The 16,780-nt window shown below is 72.6% G+C and carries 13 protein-coding genes; 9 read left to right on the top strand and 4 right to left on the bottom strand.

Translation table 11 applies throughout. The features are described from left to right. Window positions 1-117: 117 nt before the first annotated feature. Window positions 118-978, top strand: coding sequence for a phosphatidylinositol-specific phospholipase C/glycerophosphodiester phosphodiesterase family protein (locus ACFV0T_RS01265; RefSeq protein WP_385773102.1), 861 nt, complete (start codon window positions 118-120; stop codon window positions 976-978). Window positions 979-1,080: 102 nt separating this feature from the next. After that, window positions 1,081-1,275 (top strand): hypothetical protein, encoded by a 195-nt coding sequence (locus ACFV0T_RS01260; RefSeq protein WP_385773100.1) that lies wholly within the window; start codon window positions 1,081-1,083, stop codon window positions 1,273-1,275. A gap of 12 nt (window positions 1,276-1,287) precedes the next feature. Here ACFV0T_RS01260 and ACFV0T_RS01255 read toward each other — a convergent pair whose 3' ends face one another. Both ACFV0T_RS01255 and ACFV0T_RS01250 read right to left on the bottom strand, forming a co-directional pair. Next, the gene (locus ACFV0T_RS01255; protein ID WP_385773098.1) at window positions 1,288-2,520 is read right to left on the bottom strand and encodes a phosphodiester glycosidase family protein; all 1,233 of its coding nucleotides are present in this window, start codon (window positions 2,518-2,520) and stop codon (window positions 1,288-1,290) included. 350 nt (window positions 2,521-2,870) lie between these two features. Further along, on the bottom strand, window positions 2,871-4,046 hold the full coding sequence (locus tag ACFV0T_RS01250) for an NUDIX domain-containing protein (protein ID WP_385773096.1): 1,176 nt from the start codon (window positions 4,044-4,046) through the stop codon (window positions 2,871-2,873). Window positions 4,047-4,164: 118 nt separating this feature from the next. Here ACFV0T_RS01250 and ACFV0T_RS01245 point away from each other — a divergent pair, with 118 nt between their 5' ends. Next, on the top strand, window positions 4,165-4,923 hold the full coding sequence (locus tag ACFV0T_RS01245) for an IclR family transcriptional regulator (protein WP_385773094.1): 759 nt from the start codon (window positions 4,165-4,167) through the stop codon (window positions 4,921-4,923). 100 nt (window positions 4,924-5,023) lie between these two features. After that, window positions 5,024-6,433: a PP2C family protein-serine/threonine phosphatase gene (locus ACFV0T_RS01240; protein ID WP_385773092.1), complete on the top strand. Its 1,410-nt coding sequence runs from the start codon at window positions 5,024-5,026 to the stop codon at window positions 6,431-6,433. Here the strand turns inward: ACFV0T_RS01240 and ACFV0T_RS01235 are convergent. Then, the gene (locus ACFV0T_RS01235) at window positions 6,422-6,925 is read right to left on the bottom strand and encodes an ATP-binding protein (RefSeq protein WP_385773090.1); all 504 of its coding nucleotides are present in this window, start codon (window positions 6,923-6,925) and stop codon (window positions 6,422-6,424) included. The genes ACFV0T_RS01240 and ACFV0T_RS01235 overlap by 12 nt on opposite strands. Before the next feature lie 197 nt (window positions 6,926-7,122). Between ACFV0T_RS01235 and ACFV0T_RS01230 the strand changes: the two genes are divergently transcribed. Continuing rightward, window positions 7,123-7,890, top strand: a complete 768-nt coding sequence (locus ACFV0T_RS01230; protein WP_385773088.1) for an IclR family transcriptional regulator — start codon at window positions 7,123-7,125, stop codon at window positions 7,888-7,890. A 51-nt stretch (window positions 7,891-7,941) separates the two neighbouring features. Continuing rightward, complete coding sequence (gene glpK / locus ACFV0T_RS01225) at window positions 7,942-9,456, top strand: glycerol kinase GlpK (RefSeq protein ID WP_385773086.1); 1,515 nt, start codon at window positions 7,942-7,944, stop codon at window positions 9,454-9,456. Between the two features lie 35 nt (window positions 9,457-9,491). On the opposite strand, the gene ACFV0T_RS01220 is transcribed toward glpK, so the two are convergent. Next, a complete protein-coding gene (locus ACFV0T_RS01220) occupies window positions 9,492-10,271 on the bottom strand; it encodes an SDR family NAD(P)-dependent oxidoreductase (RefSeq protein WP_385773084.1) in 780 nt (259 codons plus the stop codon). A gap of 216 nt (window positions 10,272-10,487) precedes the next feature. Here ACFV0T_RS01220 and ACFV0T_RS01215 point away from each other — a divergent pair, with 216 nt between their 5' ends. From ACFV0T_RS01215 to ACFV0T_RS01205, 3 genes are read left to right on the top strand one after another with little or no spacing between them, the layout of a single operon-like run. Beyond that, window positions 10,488-12,380: a hypothetical protein gene (locus tag ACFV0T_RS01215; protein WP_385773082.1), complete on the top strand. Its 1,893-nt coding sequence runs from the start codon at window positions 10,488-10,490 to the stop codon at window positions 12,378-12,380. Further along, a complete protein-coding gene (locus ACFV0T_RS01210; protein ID WP_385773080.1) occupies window positions 12,381-15,371 on the top strand; it encodes a DEAD/DEAH box helicase in 2,991 nt (996 codons plus the stop codon). Next, on the top strand, window positions 15,368-16,633 hold the full coding sequence (locus ACFV0T_RS01205; RefSeq protein ID WP_385773078.1) for a hypothetical protein: 1,266 nt from the start codon (window positions 15,368-15,370) through the stop codon (window positions 16,631-16,633). Before ACFV0T_RS01210 ends, ACFV0T_RS01205 begins: the two co-directional genes overlap by 4 nt. The last annotated feature ends 147 nt before the right edge of the window (window positions 16,634-16,780 follow it).

Genomic DNA, 16,780 nt, shown 5'->3' with positions numbered 1-16,780 from the left:
CGGAGGGCCTGAACGGGCGACGGCGGTCCGGCCAACTCCTGGCATGTACAGGGCTTTCGGAGGGCGTGCGGCCGCATACTCCCTGTGGTTCGCACCCGCCCCACAGGGAGGAACGACATGTCCCTCATCACCCGCCGCGGAGCCCTCACCGCCTTCGGCGCCACCCTCGCCACGGTGCTCGCCCCGCCGGCCGGCAGCGCGTTCGCCGACGGGCGACGGCACGGTCCACGCCCGCTGTGGCGCGCCCACGCCCACAACGACTACGAGCACCCCCGCCCGCTCCTCGACGCCCTCGACCACCGCTTCGGCAGCGTGGAAGCGGACATCTTCCTCGTCGACGGCGAACTCCTCGTCGCCCACTCGGCGGACGAACTCGACCCCACCCGCACCCTGGAGTCCCTCTACCTCGCCCCGCTCGCCGCTCGCGTCGAGGCCAACCACGGGTCCGTGTACCGGGGGTACCAAAAGCCCCTGCGACTGCTCGTCGACATCAAGACCGAGGGCGCCTCCACCTACCTCGCCCTCGACGAGCAACTCCGGCGCCACCGGCACCTCTTCACCACCTACGCCCACGGCCGTATCCACCCCGGCCCGGTCACCGCCGTGATCTCCGGCGACCGCGCGGCCCGTACGCCCATGGAGGCGCAGACCGTCCGCCGGGCCTTCTACGACGGACGCCTCACCGACCTCGGCACCAGCGAGGCGTCCTTCGCCTCGCTGATCTCCGACAACTGGACGCTCAACTTCACCTGGCTGGGCGTCGGCGCGTTCCCCGACGCCGAGCGGGCGAAGCTGCGCGACATCGTCGACGCGGCGCACGCGCGCCGGCAGCAGGTCCGCTTCTGGGCCACCCCCGACATCGCCGGTGCCGATCGCGACGCCCTGTGGACCGAACTGCTCGCCGCGGGTGTCGACTGCCTCAACACCGACGACCTCGCCGGCCTCGAAGATTTCCTCGGCTCCCACCGTCCCGCGTAAGACCACTCGTTCGGGGGACAGGTCAGCCGCCCGGACGGACCCTCCGCTGCGCCACACTTGCGGCCGAACGCCGCGAAGCGGACGCGGCGGAGGAGGTTGATGATGGCCGTGTCCATCTCTGCGGTACTGCTGCTCCTGATCCTGGCGGTGATCTTTCTGCGCAACGGCGGGCTGAAACTCTCCCACGCGTTGGTCTGCGCGTTGCTGGGCTTCCTGATCGCAGGTTCGAGCATCGCCCCCACCATCACCAGCGGAATCACGGCGACCGCGGACATCGTGGGCAGTCTGCGGCCGTGACCCCGGGCGGGGTCACCCGATGGTGAAGACGCCGATCCCGTTCGCCACGGGGCGTTCCGTGCCGTCCGAGGGGTGGTTGCGCACGGAGACCTTCCTCGCGCCCGGCGCCCGGGCCACCAGGGTCGACGAGCCGCCGCCGTCCAGGCTGAAGCCGTCGACCGCACCCAGTTTCCGCAGAGTGTCCGCGACTTCGGCGATCGTCAGTCCGGTGCGGTAGGCGGGCGCGCCGTCCAGCGCGAGGAGCACCACGCGCCGCCCGCCGTCCGAGATGCCCACGGCGGTGCGCACGGCCGAGGTCGTGGCGTCGAGTCCGGCCGACGGCACTCCCTTGCGCAGCACCGGGTAGCCGCCCAGCGCGAAGCGGTACGGGACACGGCTCGCGGAGGCCACCAGCCTGTGCCGCACGGTCACCGCGTCGCCCTTGACGAACCCGCGCAGTTGCCGCGCGCCCGCCTCCCGCCCGACGAGGACGGTGGTTCCGGAGGCGATGGCGCCGCTGCCGGGAGTGCGGGCGAGCGAGACGACCTTGCCGTTCCTGACCGCCACCTCGTAGGTGTCCGTGCTGCACGCCGCCGCCCGGTCGGTGTCCGTCCCGCAGGTGGCCCGCACCCGCGAGACACTGCCCCAGTCCGAGGTGTACGCGCCGATGGAACCCACCGGCAGCGCGTACTGGTTGAGCCCGCCGAGCGGAAGCGATCCCCGGGGCGTGCGCACCGAACCGTCCAGGGTCAGCCGGTCCAGCCGGGCCCGCCAGTCGGCACCGACACCGATCACCTCCCGGGTGTTCGTGCCCGGAGGCAGGGCGGGACCGAACCGCTGCCTGTCCGGTACCGCTCCCTTGAGCACCCGGCCGGCCGCGATCGCCGGACCCACGCTCGCGCCGGTCGCCCGGACCCCCGGGTGCTGGGTCTCGGTGATGTTGAAGAAGTCCCCGTTGACGCCCGCGACGGCACCCCGGGCGTCGGCCAGCCCCGAGATCGTGCCCCGTGCTGCCACCTTCCCCGGGTACAGCAGGCCCAGGCGTACGCGCCTGCGCAGGTCGATGCTCAGCACATGGGCGTGCGTCACCCCCCTGGCCCCCCGCACGTCGAACTGCCGGTACACCACACCCGGTGCGACCGCGACGTCCTGCGCGGCGTCGGCCGGTGCCGCGCCCACCACCGTCGCACCGGTCAACGCGCTGAACGCCGTGAACACCGTCAGTGCAGATCTGCTCGCCGTGAACCATGTCTGGTGCCGTGTCACCTGACCCCCTGATGTCCCGTCAACTGTCGTCGTGCTCAGGGGAAGTCCACCAGAACCGCTTTCCCGCCGGGGTGGCGTGGACCCGACTGCACGAGAACGAGTGAGGGAACGCCTGCCTTCGGGTGATTCCGGGACGGATTCGGCCTACTTGGCGCGCAGGGCCGTCGCCGCGCGGATCCGGGCCGGTCGGCCGGCCCGGAGGCGCCGGGCCCGGAGGAGCGCGCCGAGCCCGGAGGAGCGCGCCGAGCCCGGAGGAGCGCGCCGAGCCCGGAGGAGCCCGCCGAGCCCGGCGACGGCCGCACCCGCGGGGCGCGGCGGCACCGACTCCGGCGGCCCGGGGCGGGCGGCGGTCACTTCGCGTACGGGGTGAAGTGGGCCGGCGGACGGTCGATCGGCAGACCGGGCCGCCAGGCAGCGAGGGCCTGGGCGCTGCACACGAACAGGGCCGGCGGCAGATGCCCCAGGGCGTACCAGCGCCAGTCGCCGACCCGCTCGCCCGGCTGGTCGGCGGGCTCGCCGCGCCAGGCGGTGACGACGGCGGCCACCGTCACCCGCACGACACCGTCCACGTGGTCGAGGAGGGTGCCCAGCAGACGTACGTCGGAGGGCGCCGTCACCAGCCCGGTCTCCTCGGCGAGTTCCCGGACGACCGCCTCCTGGAGCGACTCCCCGGGTTCCACCGTCCCGCCGGGCAGCTCCCAGGTGCCCCGGCGGTGCCGGCCCAGCAGCAGGCCGCGCGGCCCGTACAGGATGGCGCCGACGCCGAGCGCCGCGTGCGCGACCGGCGGCAGGTCGGTGCGGGGGCGGGAGACGACGCGCTCGGGGCGCCTGGCCCGGAAGAGACGGTAGGAGGCCAGGTTGCCGGGCTCGGGCGCGTCGAGGACCTCGACGCCCTCCACGTGGAGACCGTGCTCGGTGAGCAGGCGCTCCCAGACCGGCGGGGCGAGCACCCACATCCGTACCGTGTGGTCACCGCCGCCCGCGAACCGCAGGGTCTCGGGCCGTGCCTCGACGGCCGAAGAGGGGCCCTCACCCGCCGAGTTGGTGTGCAGCGCGGAGAAGCACAGTGTTCCGCCGGGCGCGAGCGCGGTGGCGAGGGCGGGCAGCAGCCGGCGGGGATCCAGGTAGGGGACGGCGTTGACGGAGTAGACGACGTCGTACGGCCCCGCCGTCCGCAGGTGCTCGACCGCGTCGGCCCGCACCAGGCGCAGTCCGGGCAGCGCACCGTGCCGGGCCCGGGCCCGCTCGTACTGGCTCGGCGACACCTCGACCGCGTCCACCGTCGCCCCGTGCGCCCGGACGAGATGGGCGGCGTGCCGTGCGGTGCCGCAGCCGAGGTCCAGGACGCGCCGGCCCGCCAGTTCGCCCAGGATCTCGGCCCCCGGACCCGTCCCCGACAGCCCCCAGTCGAGGCGCTCCGCCTCCGGCAGGACCGTGCCGCGCCGGAGGTGATGAGCGCCGTAGGCCTGCCAGACGTCTGTGTTGACGGACTCCGGGTCCGGGGATCCGGCGTGGGGGAGCGGCATCGACGTACCTCCGGGATGCGCGGGACAGGGCGGTGTTCCTTCGACGCCTCATGGTGGCGGATCCGTGACGGACCGTACGCGCCTTGCCTGCCCCGGGCAGGAGGAGCACGCTGTTCCTATGGGCGCTCAGGAAGGCCCCACGCTCATCACGTCCGTCCAGCGGGCGTTCCGCCTGCTGGAGGCCGTGAGCGCGCACGAGAACGGCGCGCCGGCCAAGCAGCTGGCACGAGAGACCGACCTGCCTCTGGCCACCGCCTACCACCTGCTGCGGACGCTGGTGCACGACGGATACCTGAGGAAGCTGGACGACGGCGGGTTCGTGATGGGCGACAAGGTGCAGTCGCTGCGCAGCACGAGCCGCGGACAGGCGCTGCTGAGCCGGGTCCGGCCCACCCTCGCCGCCCTGCGCGACGAGTTCGCGACCGCCGCCTACCTCACCTTCTACGAGGAGGGGGAGATCCGGGTCGCCGAGATCGTGGACGGGCCGCGGGCGCCCAGGGTGGACCTCTGGGTGGGGTTCGAGGACGCCGGGCACGCCACCGCACTGGGCAAGTGCGTGCTGCGGGAACTGGACGACGACTCCCGCAAGGACTACCTCTCCCGGCATTCCCTCGCCGACCTCACTCCGCGCACCATCACCAGCTCGCCCGAACTGCTCCGCCGCCTGGACTCCTCACCCGTCGCCCCGGCCGTCACGGACCTGGAGGAGTACGCCCTCGGCACCGTCTGCGTCGCCGTCCCCGTCTACAGCGGGGACACGCTCGGCTCGCTCGGCGTCTCGCTGCCCGCGGACCGGGTCGCCCGGCTGGAGGAGATCCTGACGCGGCTGATCCCGACCGCGGGCCGCGTGACCAGGAGCCTGTCGCTCACTATCTGAAATCCCGCTCCTTGTGACATAGGGCTTATCGCACATTTACTGGATGAATCCGGACATCCCGGGAGTGCACTCGCGTACAGGTGAGGACTGCGGACGGAATATGAGTGAGGCCCGAGACCACCGTGTCGCCCACCAGCCGATGAGGCCGTCCAGGAACCTAGGGGAGGAGCTCGGAGCGTACGACCGCGGTCGTACGGGCAGCCGTACCGGCGGTCGTGCCCGCATCGGTGCCGCCGTGCGGTCGGCCGCCGGTCCGCACGTCCTGCCCGTCGTGCTCGTCTCCGTCGTCGTTCTCGGCGACCTGCTCGGCGTGGCCGGGATGATCTGGCTGCCGCTGCTCGCGGCCGGGCCCGCACTGGCCGCCACCACCAACGGGCCGCGAGGCGTCCTGTGCGTCGGTGCCCTGGCCGTGGTGCTGGGCGCGACCCTCGGCACCCGTGAGGGTGTGCCGCGCGGCGAGCTGGTGGCCGTACTGTCCGCCCTGGTGGCCGTGACGCTGGCGAGCTCTCTGGCCAGCGCGTCCCGCGGACGCCGGGAACGGGTGCTCGCCGCCGTGCGCTCGGTCGCCGAGGCAGCCCAGCACGCGCTGCTCAAGCCCGTCCCGGAGACCGTCGGCCCCTTCCGGGTGGCGGTCCGTTACAGCGCCGCGGCGGCCGAGGCGCGGATCGGCGGGGATCTGTACGCCCTGATCCCCACCCCGTACGGGGTCAGGCTGATCGTCGGCGACGTGCGCGGCAAGGGGTTGCAGGCCGTGAGCACCGCCGCCCTCGTGCTCGGCGTCTTCCGTGAGGCCGCCTACGACGAGCCCGACCTCCTCGCCGTCGTCGGCAGGATCGAGCGGAGTCTGGCGCGCAACCTCGGCAGCGACGACTTCGTCACCGCCGTGGTGGCCGGATATCCGCGGGCCGGGCACCTCGAGGTGGTCAACTGCGGACACGCGCCGCCGCTGCTGGTGCGCGCGTCCGGAGAGATCACGGCGGTGGAGCCCACCTGCCCGGCCCCGCCCCTGGGCCTGCGCGCCCTCTCGGGCGAGGCTCCCGGCCTCCAGGTGCTGTCCTTCGCCGACGGGGACCAGCTGCTGCTGTACACCGACGGGGTCACCGAGGCCCGCGACCACGGCCGTGAGTTCTATCCGCTGGCCGAAGGGCTGGCGCGCCACGTGTGCGACGAACCGGCCCGCACCCTCACCGCGCTCCACGACGAGCTGCTGGCGCATGTGGGCGGCCGACTGCACGACGACGCGGCGCTGCTCCTGCTGCAGAAACCGGCCGATGTCGGGCCGGTGGATGCGGAGCCGGTCGAGGCCGGCCTCGGCGACGCGGAGTCCGCCGGCGGCGAGCCGGCTTATGCCGGGTCGGTCCATGTGGGGTCGGCCGATGTCGGTCCGGTCGATACGGATCCGGTGGATGTCAGGCCGGTCGACGCGGATGCGGCCGCTGTCGGGCCGCGCGGGTTCGAGCGGGTGGCTTTCGGGGCCCGCTGCTCGTCCGCCTTCGCGTCAGAGCGCTGATCCCAGCGAGGACCCGAGCGCCTGGGGAACCACCGTCGGGGCGGGCTTGTCCTCTGCCTTGTTCTCCGGCGTCGCGACGAGCTCCGCCCAGCGGGTCACACCACCGCAGTGCATGCGCATGCCGTGCCGGGTCGCCAGCGCGTGGACGATCTGCTCGCCCCGGCCGTGCTCGTCCGGATCGATCCCGTCGCGCGGCTCCCCCGCCTCGAAGGCGGGCCCCGAGTCGGTGACCTCCACCCGCAGGGTGCCGAGTCCGTCGCGCCACACCCACGACAGGCGCAGTTCCGCCGGCGGCAGGGCGTGCACGACCGCGTTCGTCAGCAGCTCCGACACCACCAGCAGCGTGTCCTCGAGAATCTCCGGGGACACGTTCCAGGCGGCGAGGACCGCGCCCGCGCGTCGTCGTACGGCCGAGACGGCCCCGGGGACGGGCGGCAGCGGACAGACGTGTTCGACGGGCTGTCGAAGCATCGTGTTCAGCTCTACCGTCATCTGCACTCCTCCGGGGTGAACGCTGTCGGCCTGATGGGGACGCAGCGCGCGTTGCCGGGCCTCAGAGCACGGTATGGAGCGATATGGGGGCGGTCAATGAATGGCGGTCGGCATTACCGAACGCAGTGGTTCAACCAGGGGTGAAGCGTCCACCTGCATATAAAGCGGACCCTCCGCGGCGGTAATAGGCTCGGATCATGGCCGGCCCGGTCCAGTCGATCGAAAGGGCGGCGGCGATCCTGCGACTGCTCGCGGGTGGGCCCCGCCGCTTGGGGCTCGGCGAGGTGGCGGCCTCGCTCGGGCTCGCGAAGGGCACCGCCCACGGCATTCTGCGCACGCTCCAGCACGTGGATTTCGTGGAGCAGGACGCGGCGACCGGAAAGTACCAGCTCGGAGCCGCGCTGCTGCACCTCGGCACCAGCTACCTCGACGTCAACGAGCTGCGGTCGCGCTCCATCAACTGGGCCGACGCCCTGGCCGCGCGCAGCGGGGAGTCGGTCCGCCTGGGCACGTTCCTGGAGGGCACGGTCCTCGTCATCCACCATGTGTTCCGGCCCGACGACACGCTCCAGACGCTGGACGTGGGCGCGCTGCTGCCGCTGCACGCCTCCTCCCTCGGCAAGGTTCTGCTGGCCTTCGGGGCCGCGCCCCTCGACGCGGCCGTGGAATCCGGGCTGGAGGCGTACACCCGGCACACCCTGGTCACCCGGGAGCAGCTCACCCGTGCGCTCGCCGACATCCGGGAGGTCGGCTGGGGCGCCGAGATCCAGGAAATGAGCATGGGCGAGGCCGGCGTCGCCGCGCCGATCCGGGGGCACGGCGGGCTCGTGGTCGGTGCGATCGGACTGTCCGGCGCGGTCGAGCGGATCTGCGACGGCCAGGGCCGTCCCCGGCCGAGTCTGATCACCCTGCTCCGCGACGCCGCTCGGGCGATCTCCAGAGACCTGGGGGCGGCTCGCTGGTGATCATCTGCGCTCCTCGAAGCCTCCTAGGACCATCGGAAGGCAGACCCGATCATGGTTGAACGCTATGTGATGTCCATCGATCAGGGCACGAACTCCACCCGATGCATCCTGTTCGACCACCACGGACGGCTGGTGTCGGTCGCCCAGCGGGAGCACCAGCAGCACTTCCCCAAGCCCGGATGGGTCGAGCACGACGCCGTCGAGATCTGGCGCAACCTGCTGCGCATCGTGCCCGAGGCCCTGTCCGAGGCCGGTGTCGGCGACGGCGAGGTCGCCGCCATCGGCATCGCCAACCAACGGGAGACGACGGTGCTCTGGGACCGGCGGACCGGCGTTCCGGTGGGCCGGGCGATCGTCTGGCAGGACACCCGCACCGCGCCGCTCGTCGAGGAGCTCAGCCGCAGCCCGGGCCACGAGTTCTTTCTCGACCGCTGCGGTCTGCCCCCCTCGACCTACTTCTCCGCGCTGCGGATCCGCTGGCTGTTCGACCATGTCAACGGGCTGGAGCAGCGCGCCATGGACGGCGAGGTGCTGTTCGGCACGATGGAGAGCTGGCTGATCTGGAACCTCACCGGAGGCGCCGACGGCGGCCTGCACATCACGGACGCCACCAATGCCAGCCGCACCATGCTGATGAACATCCGCTCGCTCGTCTGGGACGAGGAACTGCTGGCGTTCTTCGGGGTGCCCCGCCCCATGCTGCCCGAGATCCGGCCGTCGGCCGAGAGCTACGGCGACGCGAGTGCGGTGCTGCCGGGGGTGCGCATCACGGCCGCCCTCGGCGATCAGCAGGCCGCCCTGTTCGGCCAGACCTGCTTCTCCCCGGGCGAGGCGAAGTGCACCTACGGCACCGGCAGCTTCCTGCTGCTCAACACCGGTACCGACCTTGTACGGTCCCGGCACGGACTGCTCACGACCGTCGCGTACAAGATCGAGGACCGGCCCACGGTCTACGCCCTGGAAGGCTCGATCGCCGTCACCGGCTCGCTGGTGCAGTGGTTTCGGGACCGGCTGGGACTGATCAACAGCGCCCCGGAGATCGAGACCCTCGCGCGGACGGTCGAGGACAACGGCGGCTGCTACATCGTCCCCGCCTTCTCCGGCCTGTTCGCACCCCGCTGGCGCAGCGACGCCCGCGGGGTCGTCGTAGGCCTCACCTCGTACATCACCAAGGGGCACCTGGCCCGAGCCGTCCTGGAGGCCACCGGCTGGCAGACCCGGGAGGTCGTCGACGCCATGAACGCCGACTCCTCGGTCGCCCTGAAGGAGCTCAAGGTGGACGGCGGCATGACGTCGGACAACCTGCTCATGCAGTTCGTGGCCGACGTGCTCGGCGTGCCCGTGGTGCGCCCCATGGTCGCCGAGACGGTCTCCCTCGGCGCCGCCTACGCCGCCGGGCTCGCCGCCGGCTACTGGCCGGACCTCGAGATCCTGCGCCGCAACTGGCACCGGGCCGCCCAGTGGATGCCGGACATGGATCCCGGGCGACGGGAAGCGGAGTACGACAACTGGCAGCGAGCCGTCGAACGCTCGCTCGGGTGGATCAAGCCGCCGGGATCGACGTGACCCTGGTGGCCCGGGCGAGCGGCCCCGACGTCGTCTCACCAGGTCGGCACATAGCCTCCGTCGATCCTGACATCGCTGCCCAGGATGTTCGCCGCCCGGTCGCCGGCCAGGAAGACCACCAGGTCGGCGACCTCCGAAGCACGTGAGAAGCGGCCGCTGACCGTGGCCGCCGCGGCCTGTGCCATGACATCCTCCGCGCTCAGCCCCGCCGCGGCCGAGACGGTGTCGGCCACGCCGCCCCCGCCCAGCCACAGGTCCGTCTCCACGGGGCCGGGGCTGATGCAGTTGACCCGCACCCCGCGCGGGCCGAACTCCTTCGACAGCCCCTTGGAGAAGTTGGCCAGCGCCGCCTTGGCCGCGCTGTAGTCGATCACCATGGGGTCCGGCAGCTCGGCGTTGACCGAGCCGATGTTCACGATGGATCCCCGCCCCGCCTCCAGCATGAGCGGCAGGACCGACCGGGTCACCGACACCGCGGTGAACAGGTTGAGCTCGATGGTCCGCCGCCACTCGGCGTCGGTCACGCTCAGGAAGCCGCCTGGGCGCGCGGGGGCCGCGCCCACGTTGTTGACGAGCACGTCGATACGGGGGCCCGCGGCCGCCGCCAGGCGCTCGGCGCTGTCCGGTTCGCTCAGGTCGAGCGGAATCCGACGGACGCCCCCTTCCTGCACCAGCACCTCCAGTCCGGGGGACGAGTTGCGGGCCACGGCCACCACCTGAGCCCCCGCGGCCACCAGTGCCTTCGCCACCGCCAGACCGATGCCTCTGCTCGCACCGGTGACCACGGCCGTCCTGTCCTGGAGTTCCCCTGCCATCGTCTGCTCCAGCCGTCGATCAACTTGGTTTTGTTTATGACCGCATCACTTCATTATCGAGTTGGATTTCTATCATCCCCATTCCGTGGTTCGCGGATTTCTGATTGCGGGCCGGCTGTTGGCGTGTCGGGGAGTAAGGTCGCCTGCCCTGGCGTCCGGGGTGTCATCCGCCAGGTCATCTGGAAATACCACGGCGGGAATTGGCGGGGGACAGCTGTGAACGGTTCGCAGGCGGAGGCCAGGCCCATCCTGGTCCTGACCGCGCAGCCCGTGGAGTACCGGGCGGTGCGCGAGTGCCTGGTCTCCGTACGACGAGGACCGAGTCACAAGGGCACGGTGTTCGAGGTGGGCTGGCTCAACGGCACCTCCTGGAGGATCGTGCTGGCGCAGCTGGGGCAGGGCAGACTCGCGGCGGCGGCGCTCACGACCGGTGCCGTCGAGGCGTTCGCCCCCCGCGCCCTGTTCTCCGTCGGTGTCGCGGGCGGTCTCAGTCCCGAGGTCGAGCTGGGCGACGTCGTCGTGGCGACCAAGGTCTACGAATGCCACGGGGGCAAGGAGACCGACGAAGGGTTCGGGGCCCGGCCGGTCTCCTGGCCGGCCACGGGCGAGTTGCAGCAGTTGGCCGGGCTGGTCGCCGGCTCCGACGCGTGGTGGCGGTCGGCTCACATCAAGCCCGTCGTCACCGGCGACGTCGTGCTCGACGCGAAGGAGTCGGCGCTGCGCCGGATGCTGAGCCGGAACTACCAGGACGCGGTCGCCATCGAGACGGAGGGCGCGGGTGCGGCAGCGGCGGCCCACCTCAACGACCGGCTGCCCGCCCTGATCGTGCGGGGCATCAGCAACCGGGCCGACGGCAGCAAGAGGCAGACCGACGCCGCCGACTGGCAGACCACCGCCGCCCGCAACGCGGCCGCCTTCACGTTCTCCGTCATCCGCGAACTGTCGGCCGACGACGAGGACGAGGACGGAGACGTACGCGACGAGTACTCCGTTGCGGCCGCTCTCGATCGGAACGCTCTCCACCCGGCCGCTCTCGATCGGAACGCTCTCCACCCGGCCGCTCTCGATCGGAACGCTCTCCACCCGGCCGCTCTCGATCGGAACCCTCGCGACCCGGTCGCTCTCGCCCCGTCCCGCCTGGCCCACCGCACCGAGTCCGCGCCTCCCGGAGCGCCCCGAGGAGCGCCCACCGGAGCGCCCCCCGCACCGCCGTCACCGCCGGTGCCATGGGAAGGCGGCCAGGAGTTCAGCACCCCGGACTGCCGGTACCTGTTGCACAGCGAGCTCCTGAGTGAACGAAGCTCTCCGGACCACTTCCTGGTCCAGCACCAGGCCCTGGCCCGTCGGCTGGAGCCGGACACCGCAGACGCGGCCTCGCCGTACGTCTGGCTGCGCCAGACCCGAGTGCTCCAGCCCGTCCCCGAGGCCCTGGAAGCGGTGGCCGCCCTCGACCGTGAACACCTCCTCCTCGGCCGGCTCCCGTCGCGGGCGAAGGGGCTCCCGGGCCGCGGGCGGTACGAGCGGATCGGCAACCGCAGGGCCGTCCTCGCCCTGCCCTGGCCGGTCACCCGCGCCGGCCGCCCCTGCGAGACACTCCACGTCACCTGGGGCACCGACCGCCGCCACCCCCTCGCCAAGGGCCGACTGGCCCGCCTGCTGGCCGGAGTCGCGGGGCTGTGCCACACCCTGGCCCTGCTGCACCGGACCGGCGCCACCCACCGGCACCTGACCCCCACCGGCGTCATCGAGCTCGACGACGGACGCCTGATGCTGCGCGACCTCGGGCTGGCAGGCCACGACCCCCGCCCCGGCGAAGGCCCCACCTCCTACCGGGCCCCGGAACAGTGGCGGGAAGGCTACCGTCCGGGCCTGGTCGGACCGCCCACCGACGTCTACCAACTGGCCGCCCTCACCTACCACCTGACCACCGGTCACACACCTGCCCCGGGTGGACCGCTGCCGCTGCGCTCCCACCTCGGGAACGTCCCCGACCGCCTGGAGCGGGCGTTGCGCGCGGCACTGGCACAACACCCCGAAGAGCGCCCGGGCGCCCGCGCTCTGGGCAGCGCACTGCGCGACGCCCGCGACGACCTGCTCGGAGACGCCTGAATGCTGCGCCCCGTGGACGTGCCGGGCGACCTCGTCCTCGTCCCCAGCCCCTCTCTGGACGGCGACCTGCGCCGACGGCGCGCCGACCACCCCTATCTGCCCGATGACGTCCACCAGCTCACGGACGGGCTCAACAGCCGCGCGGACGGGGTACCCGCGATCATCGCCGAACCCCGCAGGCCCGGTGCGGACCCGAGCCTGCTCCTGCACGACCGGGCCTACGTCGCACGGCTGTACCGGGACCGGAGGAGGCCGGGCGTGTACCAGGTGGCCGCGATCCTCCCGCTCGGCTTCCAGCACCATCGCGATCTCGAACGAGGCTGTCTCCTGGTGCGGCCCGGCCGCTGGCTGGCCCGCCACGCCGACAGCGGGACACTTCCCGACGGCGACGCCCACTGGGACCGCCTGACGGACGCCTGGCGGCAGCTCACCGACGAACTGTCCGCGGGTGGCGGAGCGCGCGAGCTCGCCGCCCGGCACACCAGCTTCCTCGACACCGTCGAGCGGGTGATCGACACCGTCGAGCACATCACCGTCGCCAGGGAGAGCGCCGCCGACGACTTCCCGTACCGCGCCGCGTCCGCGACGGGCGAGCAGCGCCACGGCACCCGAGCGGTCCACACGTTCCACCTCGCGCTCGACCGCGGGCCCGACGAGGGCGCCTTCGTCCAGATCCGCGGTGAACCCGCACTGCGGGGACGGGTCGTCCGCGCGCCCTCGGGCGGTACGACGGTCACGGTGTCGTTCGACCGGGCCGTCGACTGGGACAGCGTGCCGCGGCAGGGCGCCCTCCAGATCGTCCCCGGGCAGGCCGTCCACGAGCGCCGCCGCGCCGCGGTCCGCACCCTGCGCGAACGCCGGTCGCACAACCCGTACCTGCTGGACGTGCTGGCCGACCACCGGGTCCGCCCGCCGCGACCGGCCCCGGACGAACCCGACGAGGAGCTCGACCCCGCCCAGACGGAGGCCTTCCGCAAGGCGCTGGCGGTCGAGGACCTGATGCTGGTCCTGGGGCCGCCCGGTACCGGCAAGACCCGCGTGATCAGCCAGATCGTCAGGGCGGTCGCGGCCCGGGAGACGAGGCAACGGGTCCTGCTCGCCTCCCACACCAACCGCGCGGTCGACAACGTGCTCGCCCGGCTCCCCAGGGACCTGGTCGTCGTCCGGGCCGGCAACGAGGCCGGGGTCACCGAGGAGGGGCGGCCGTTCCTGCTGGAGGCGCAGGCGGCCGGGCTGCGTCGGGAGATCCTCGGCCGGCTGGAGACGCGGCTGGCCGCCCCCCTCGACATCGAGGACGCCGAGAAGTGGTGCCACGTACTGGGCACGGTTCTCGACCGGCTCCGGGCCCTGGCGGCCGAGGAGCGGGCCGGGTACTCCGCACTCGCCGAGGCCAGACGGGCGCACGGCGGTCCGGCCCGGCTGCGGGTGGACGAACTCGTCGCCGAGCGCTCACGCCTCGACCGGGAGGAGCGGCGCAACGCACGCAGGACGGAGCACCTGACCCGATGGCGCGAACGCCTGACCCGACCGGGCGGCACCGCCCTGCGCCGCACCGGCCGCCGCCTGTTCGGTTTCCTGTCGCGCCTGTTGGGGCGGCGTTGCGAGCACCGCCTCGCCCGGGCCGCGGCGGACGCGGCCGCGCTCGCCGGGAGACGGGAGCTGCACCGCACGGAGCTGGCCGCGGCCGAGCGTGCCCTCGACGCGGCGACCCGTGACGTCCCGGCCGTGCGGGCGGCACGCAGGGCGCTGGACGAGGTCCTCGGGCGCGGCGGGAGGTGCCGTGCCGAGGCGGTCGAGGCCGCGGAGCACTGCCGGGCCGCCGTGGCGGCCGTCGAGGAGGTCCCGGCCGTACCCGACCCGGCTACTTCGCCACCCCCCGCCGTCGACCGGGAACTGGCCCGGCTGCACGCCCTGCTGACGGAGCGGCTGCCGCTGCTCGCCGCCCGGCGGGCCCTGCTCCGGTCCTGGCACGACGAGGTCTCCGCGGCGACCGGGCAACTGCACACCGAACTCGTCCGCTACGCGCACGTGGTGGCCGCCACCTGCATCGGTGTGGCGTCCCGCCCCGAGCTGACCGGACTCGACTTCGACCTCGCCGTCATTGACGAGGCGGGACAGATCGGCGTCCCCGACGTGCTCGTACCGCTCGTCCGCGCCCGCCGCGCGGTGCTCGTGGGGGACCAGCGGCAGCTGCCGCCCTACCTGGATCCCGAGGTCGGGGACTGGGCGGAACACTGCGGCGACCCGGCCGCCGCGGCGCTGCTCACCAGCAGCGCGCTCGAACTGCTGCGGCCCGACCTGCCCGCGTCGGCCGTCGTGTCGCTGACGAACCAGCGACGCATGCCGTCGGCCGTCGCCGGCTTCGTCTCCACCGCGTTCTACGAAGGCTTGCTGCGCACGTCCGAGCCTGACCTGCCGCACGACTCCCGGCTGTTCCGCACCCCGATGGCGTTCGTCGACACCTCACGGCTACCGGCCGGCCGACGCTTCGAGCAGGACGCGGACGGAGCGCGCAGGGGGTACGTCAACCCGGCCGAGGCCGACCTGCTCACCCTGCTCGCCGCGCACTACACCGCCCGGGGCGAGGACTGGGCGGTCATCGTGCCGTACGCAGCCCAGGCCGCGCTGATCACCACCGCCCTGGCGCGGCGGACCGGCAGACCTGAGCACGTCGGGCTCAACGTCGGCACGGTCGACTCGTTCCAGGGCGGCGAACGGGACGTGATCCTCTACGGCTTCACCCGCAGCAACCCCGGTGGCAGGGTGGGGTTCCTGGACGAACTGCGCCGGGCCAACGTCGCGTTCACCCGGGTCAGACGCCAACTCGTGCTGGTGGGCGACCTCTCCACACTGACCCGGGCGAAGGACAGCGGGTTCCGCGACCTGGCGCGCTCACTGCGTGAACACGTCGCCGGACACGGTGAGATCCGCTCCTACGACGAGATCGAGGCCCTGCTGAGGCGGACCGCGACGGAGGGCGAGGGCGCGTGAGCGAGCGGAATCCGCTGCTGCCGTACCCGGAGCGACGCGCCCTGGAGCACGCCGCGTTCACCCTCGGTCTGCGGCCCACCAGCATCCATGCCGTACTGCTGCCCGTGTGGTGCCAGGAGGTCCGGGCGACGGTCACCGACGGGCAGCCCTACGAACTCATCGACCGGTTCGTCGAACTCGGCATCGCCGAGGGCGGGTTCGGCTCCGCCGCGGAACTGGCCTCGTTCCTCGCTCTCGACCCCGCCCTGGTGCGCCAGGCACTGGCGTTCCTCACCGCCATCGACCATGTCACCGAGCGGGACGGGAGGACCGAACTCACCGGACTCGGCCACCGGTCGGTCCGGGACGGCACGCGCTACACGGTGACCCGCGGCGACCGGCGCAGGCTGTACTTCGACGGGTTCCAGTCCCGCCCGCTGACCACCGCCCACTACCGGGGCGCCACCGTCGCCCACATTCCCCACGACGACGCGGGGGCCGCGAGGCACCGGGGAACCCGTCCGCCCCGGCTGATGGCACGCCCGTTCCGTCCCGAGGCAGTGGGGGAACTGGCGCGTGACCCCCAGCGGGCCCGCTTCAACCTGCCGCCGGGCGTGGAGAACCTGGAATGCGTCGGTGCCCCGGAGTGCCTGCACCTGCCCGCGTACGTCCTGCGCGCGGTCGAGGACGACGGCGGTGTGCGCCACCTGATCTACACCCGGGCCCACGACGGTGAGCCCGACGCCGATCTCTCCGCCGCGTGCGAGCGGACACCCGAGTTCGTGCACACCCTCGCGAGCGAGGAGAGCGGTGCCGTCCGGAGTCTGGCGGAGCGGATCGAGCGGTGGCTCAGCATCCGCGGCCTCGCCCAGTATCCGCCGGTGCGCGACCGGCACGGCGCGTGGCGCGTCACGCTGCCCCCGGACCGCTTCCACGGGGACGGCAGGGTCAGGATGTCCCACATCGGTTCGTACGTGGTGTTGAGCGGCGCCTTCTTCCAGCTCTGGTGCGAGGACCGCGAGACCCGCTCCTGGGCCCTTGTCGAGCGCCTCGACCGTCATCTGGGCGACCGGCTGCGCGTCGACCCCGGGGCCGTCCGTACGCGGGTCGACTCCCTCTGCCGGCAACTGGAACTCGGACCGATCGGTCTCGACACTCTGCGCCGCGCCGCGGACAGCGCGGGGAAGGCGGGACTCGCCGAGCGGCTGCGGCGTGCTCAGGCGGCGGAGCAGAGACGGACGCCCGGTCAGATAAAGACAAGAGCGAACAGGGAAGGGCGCTAAACGCGCGCGAAGAGTGAGAAATGATATTCGGATGACCTTTACGAAAGGTCATCCCTTTGCCGGTCGGGAAAAGAGGGAATTCCGGCCATAGGTGAGGCCGGGCGAGTCTAATCTTGTCGGTGCAGGGCACCGCCGAAGGGGTGTCAT

This window comes from Streptomyces sp. NPDC059582, assembly GCF_042735715.1.
Classification (GTDB): Bacteria; Actinomycetota; Actinomycetes; order Streptomycetales; family Streptomycetaceae; genus Streptomyces.
The sequence above is the reverse complement of the archived record's forward strand: the minus strand, read 5'-3'. Positions and strand labels throughout refer to the sequence as shown.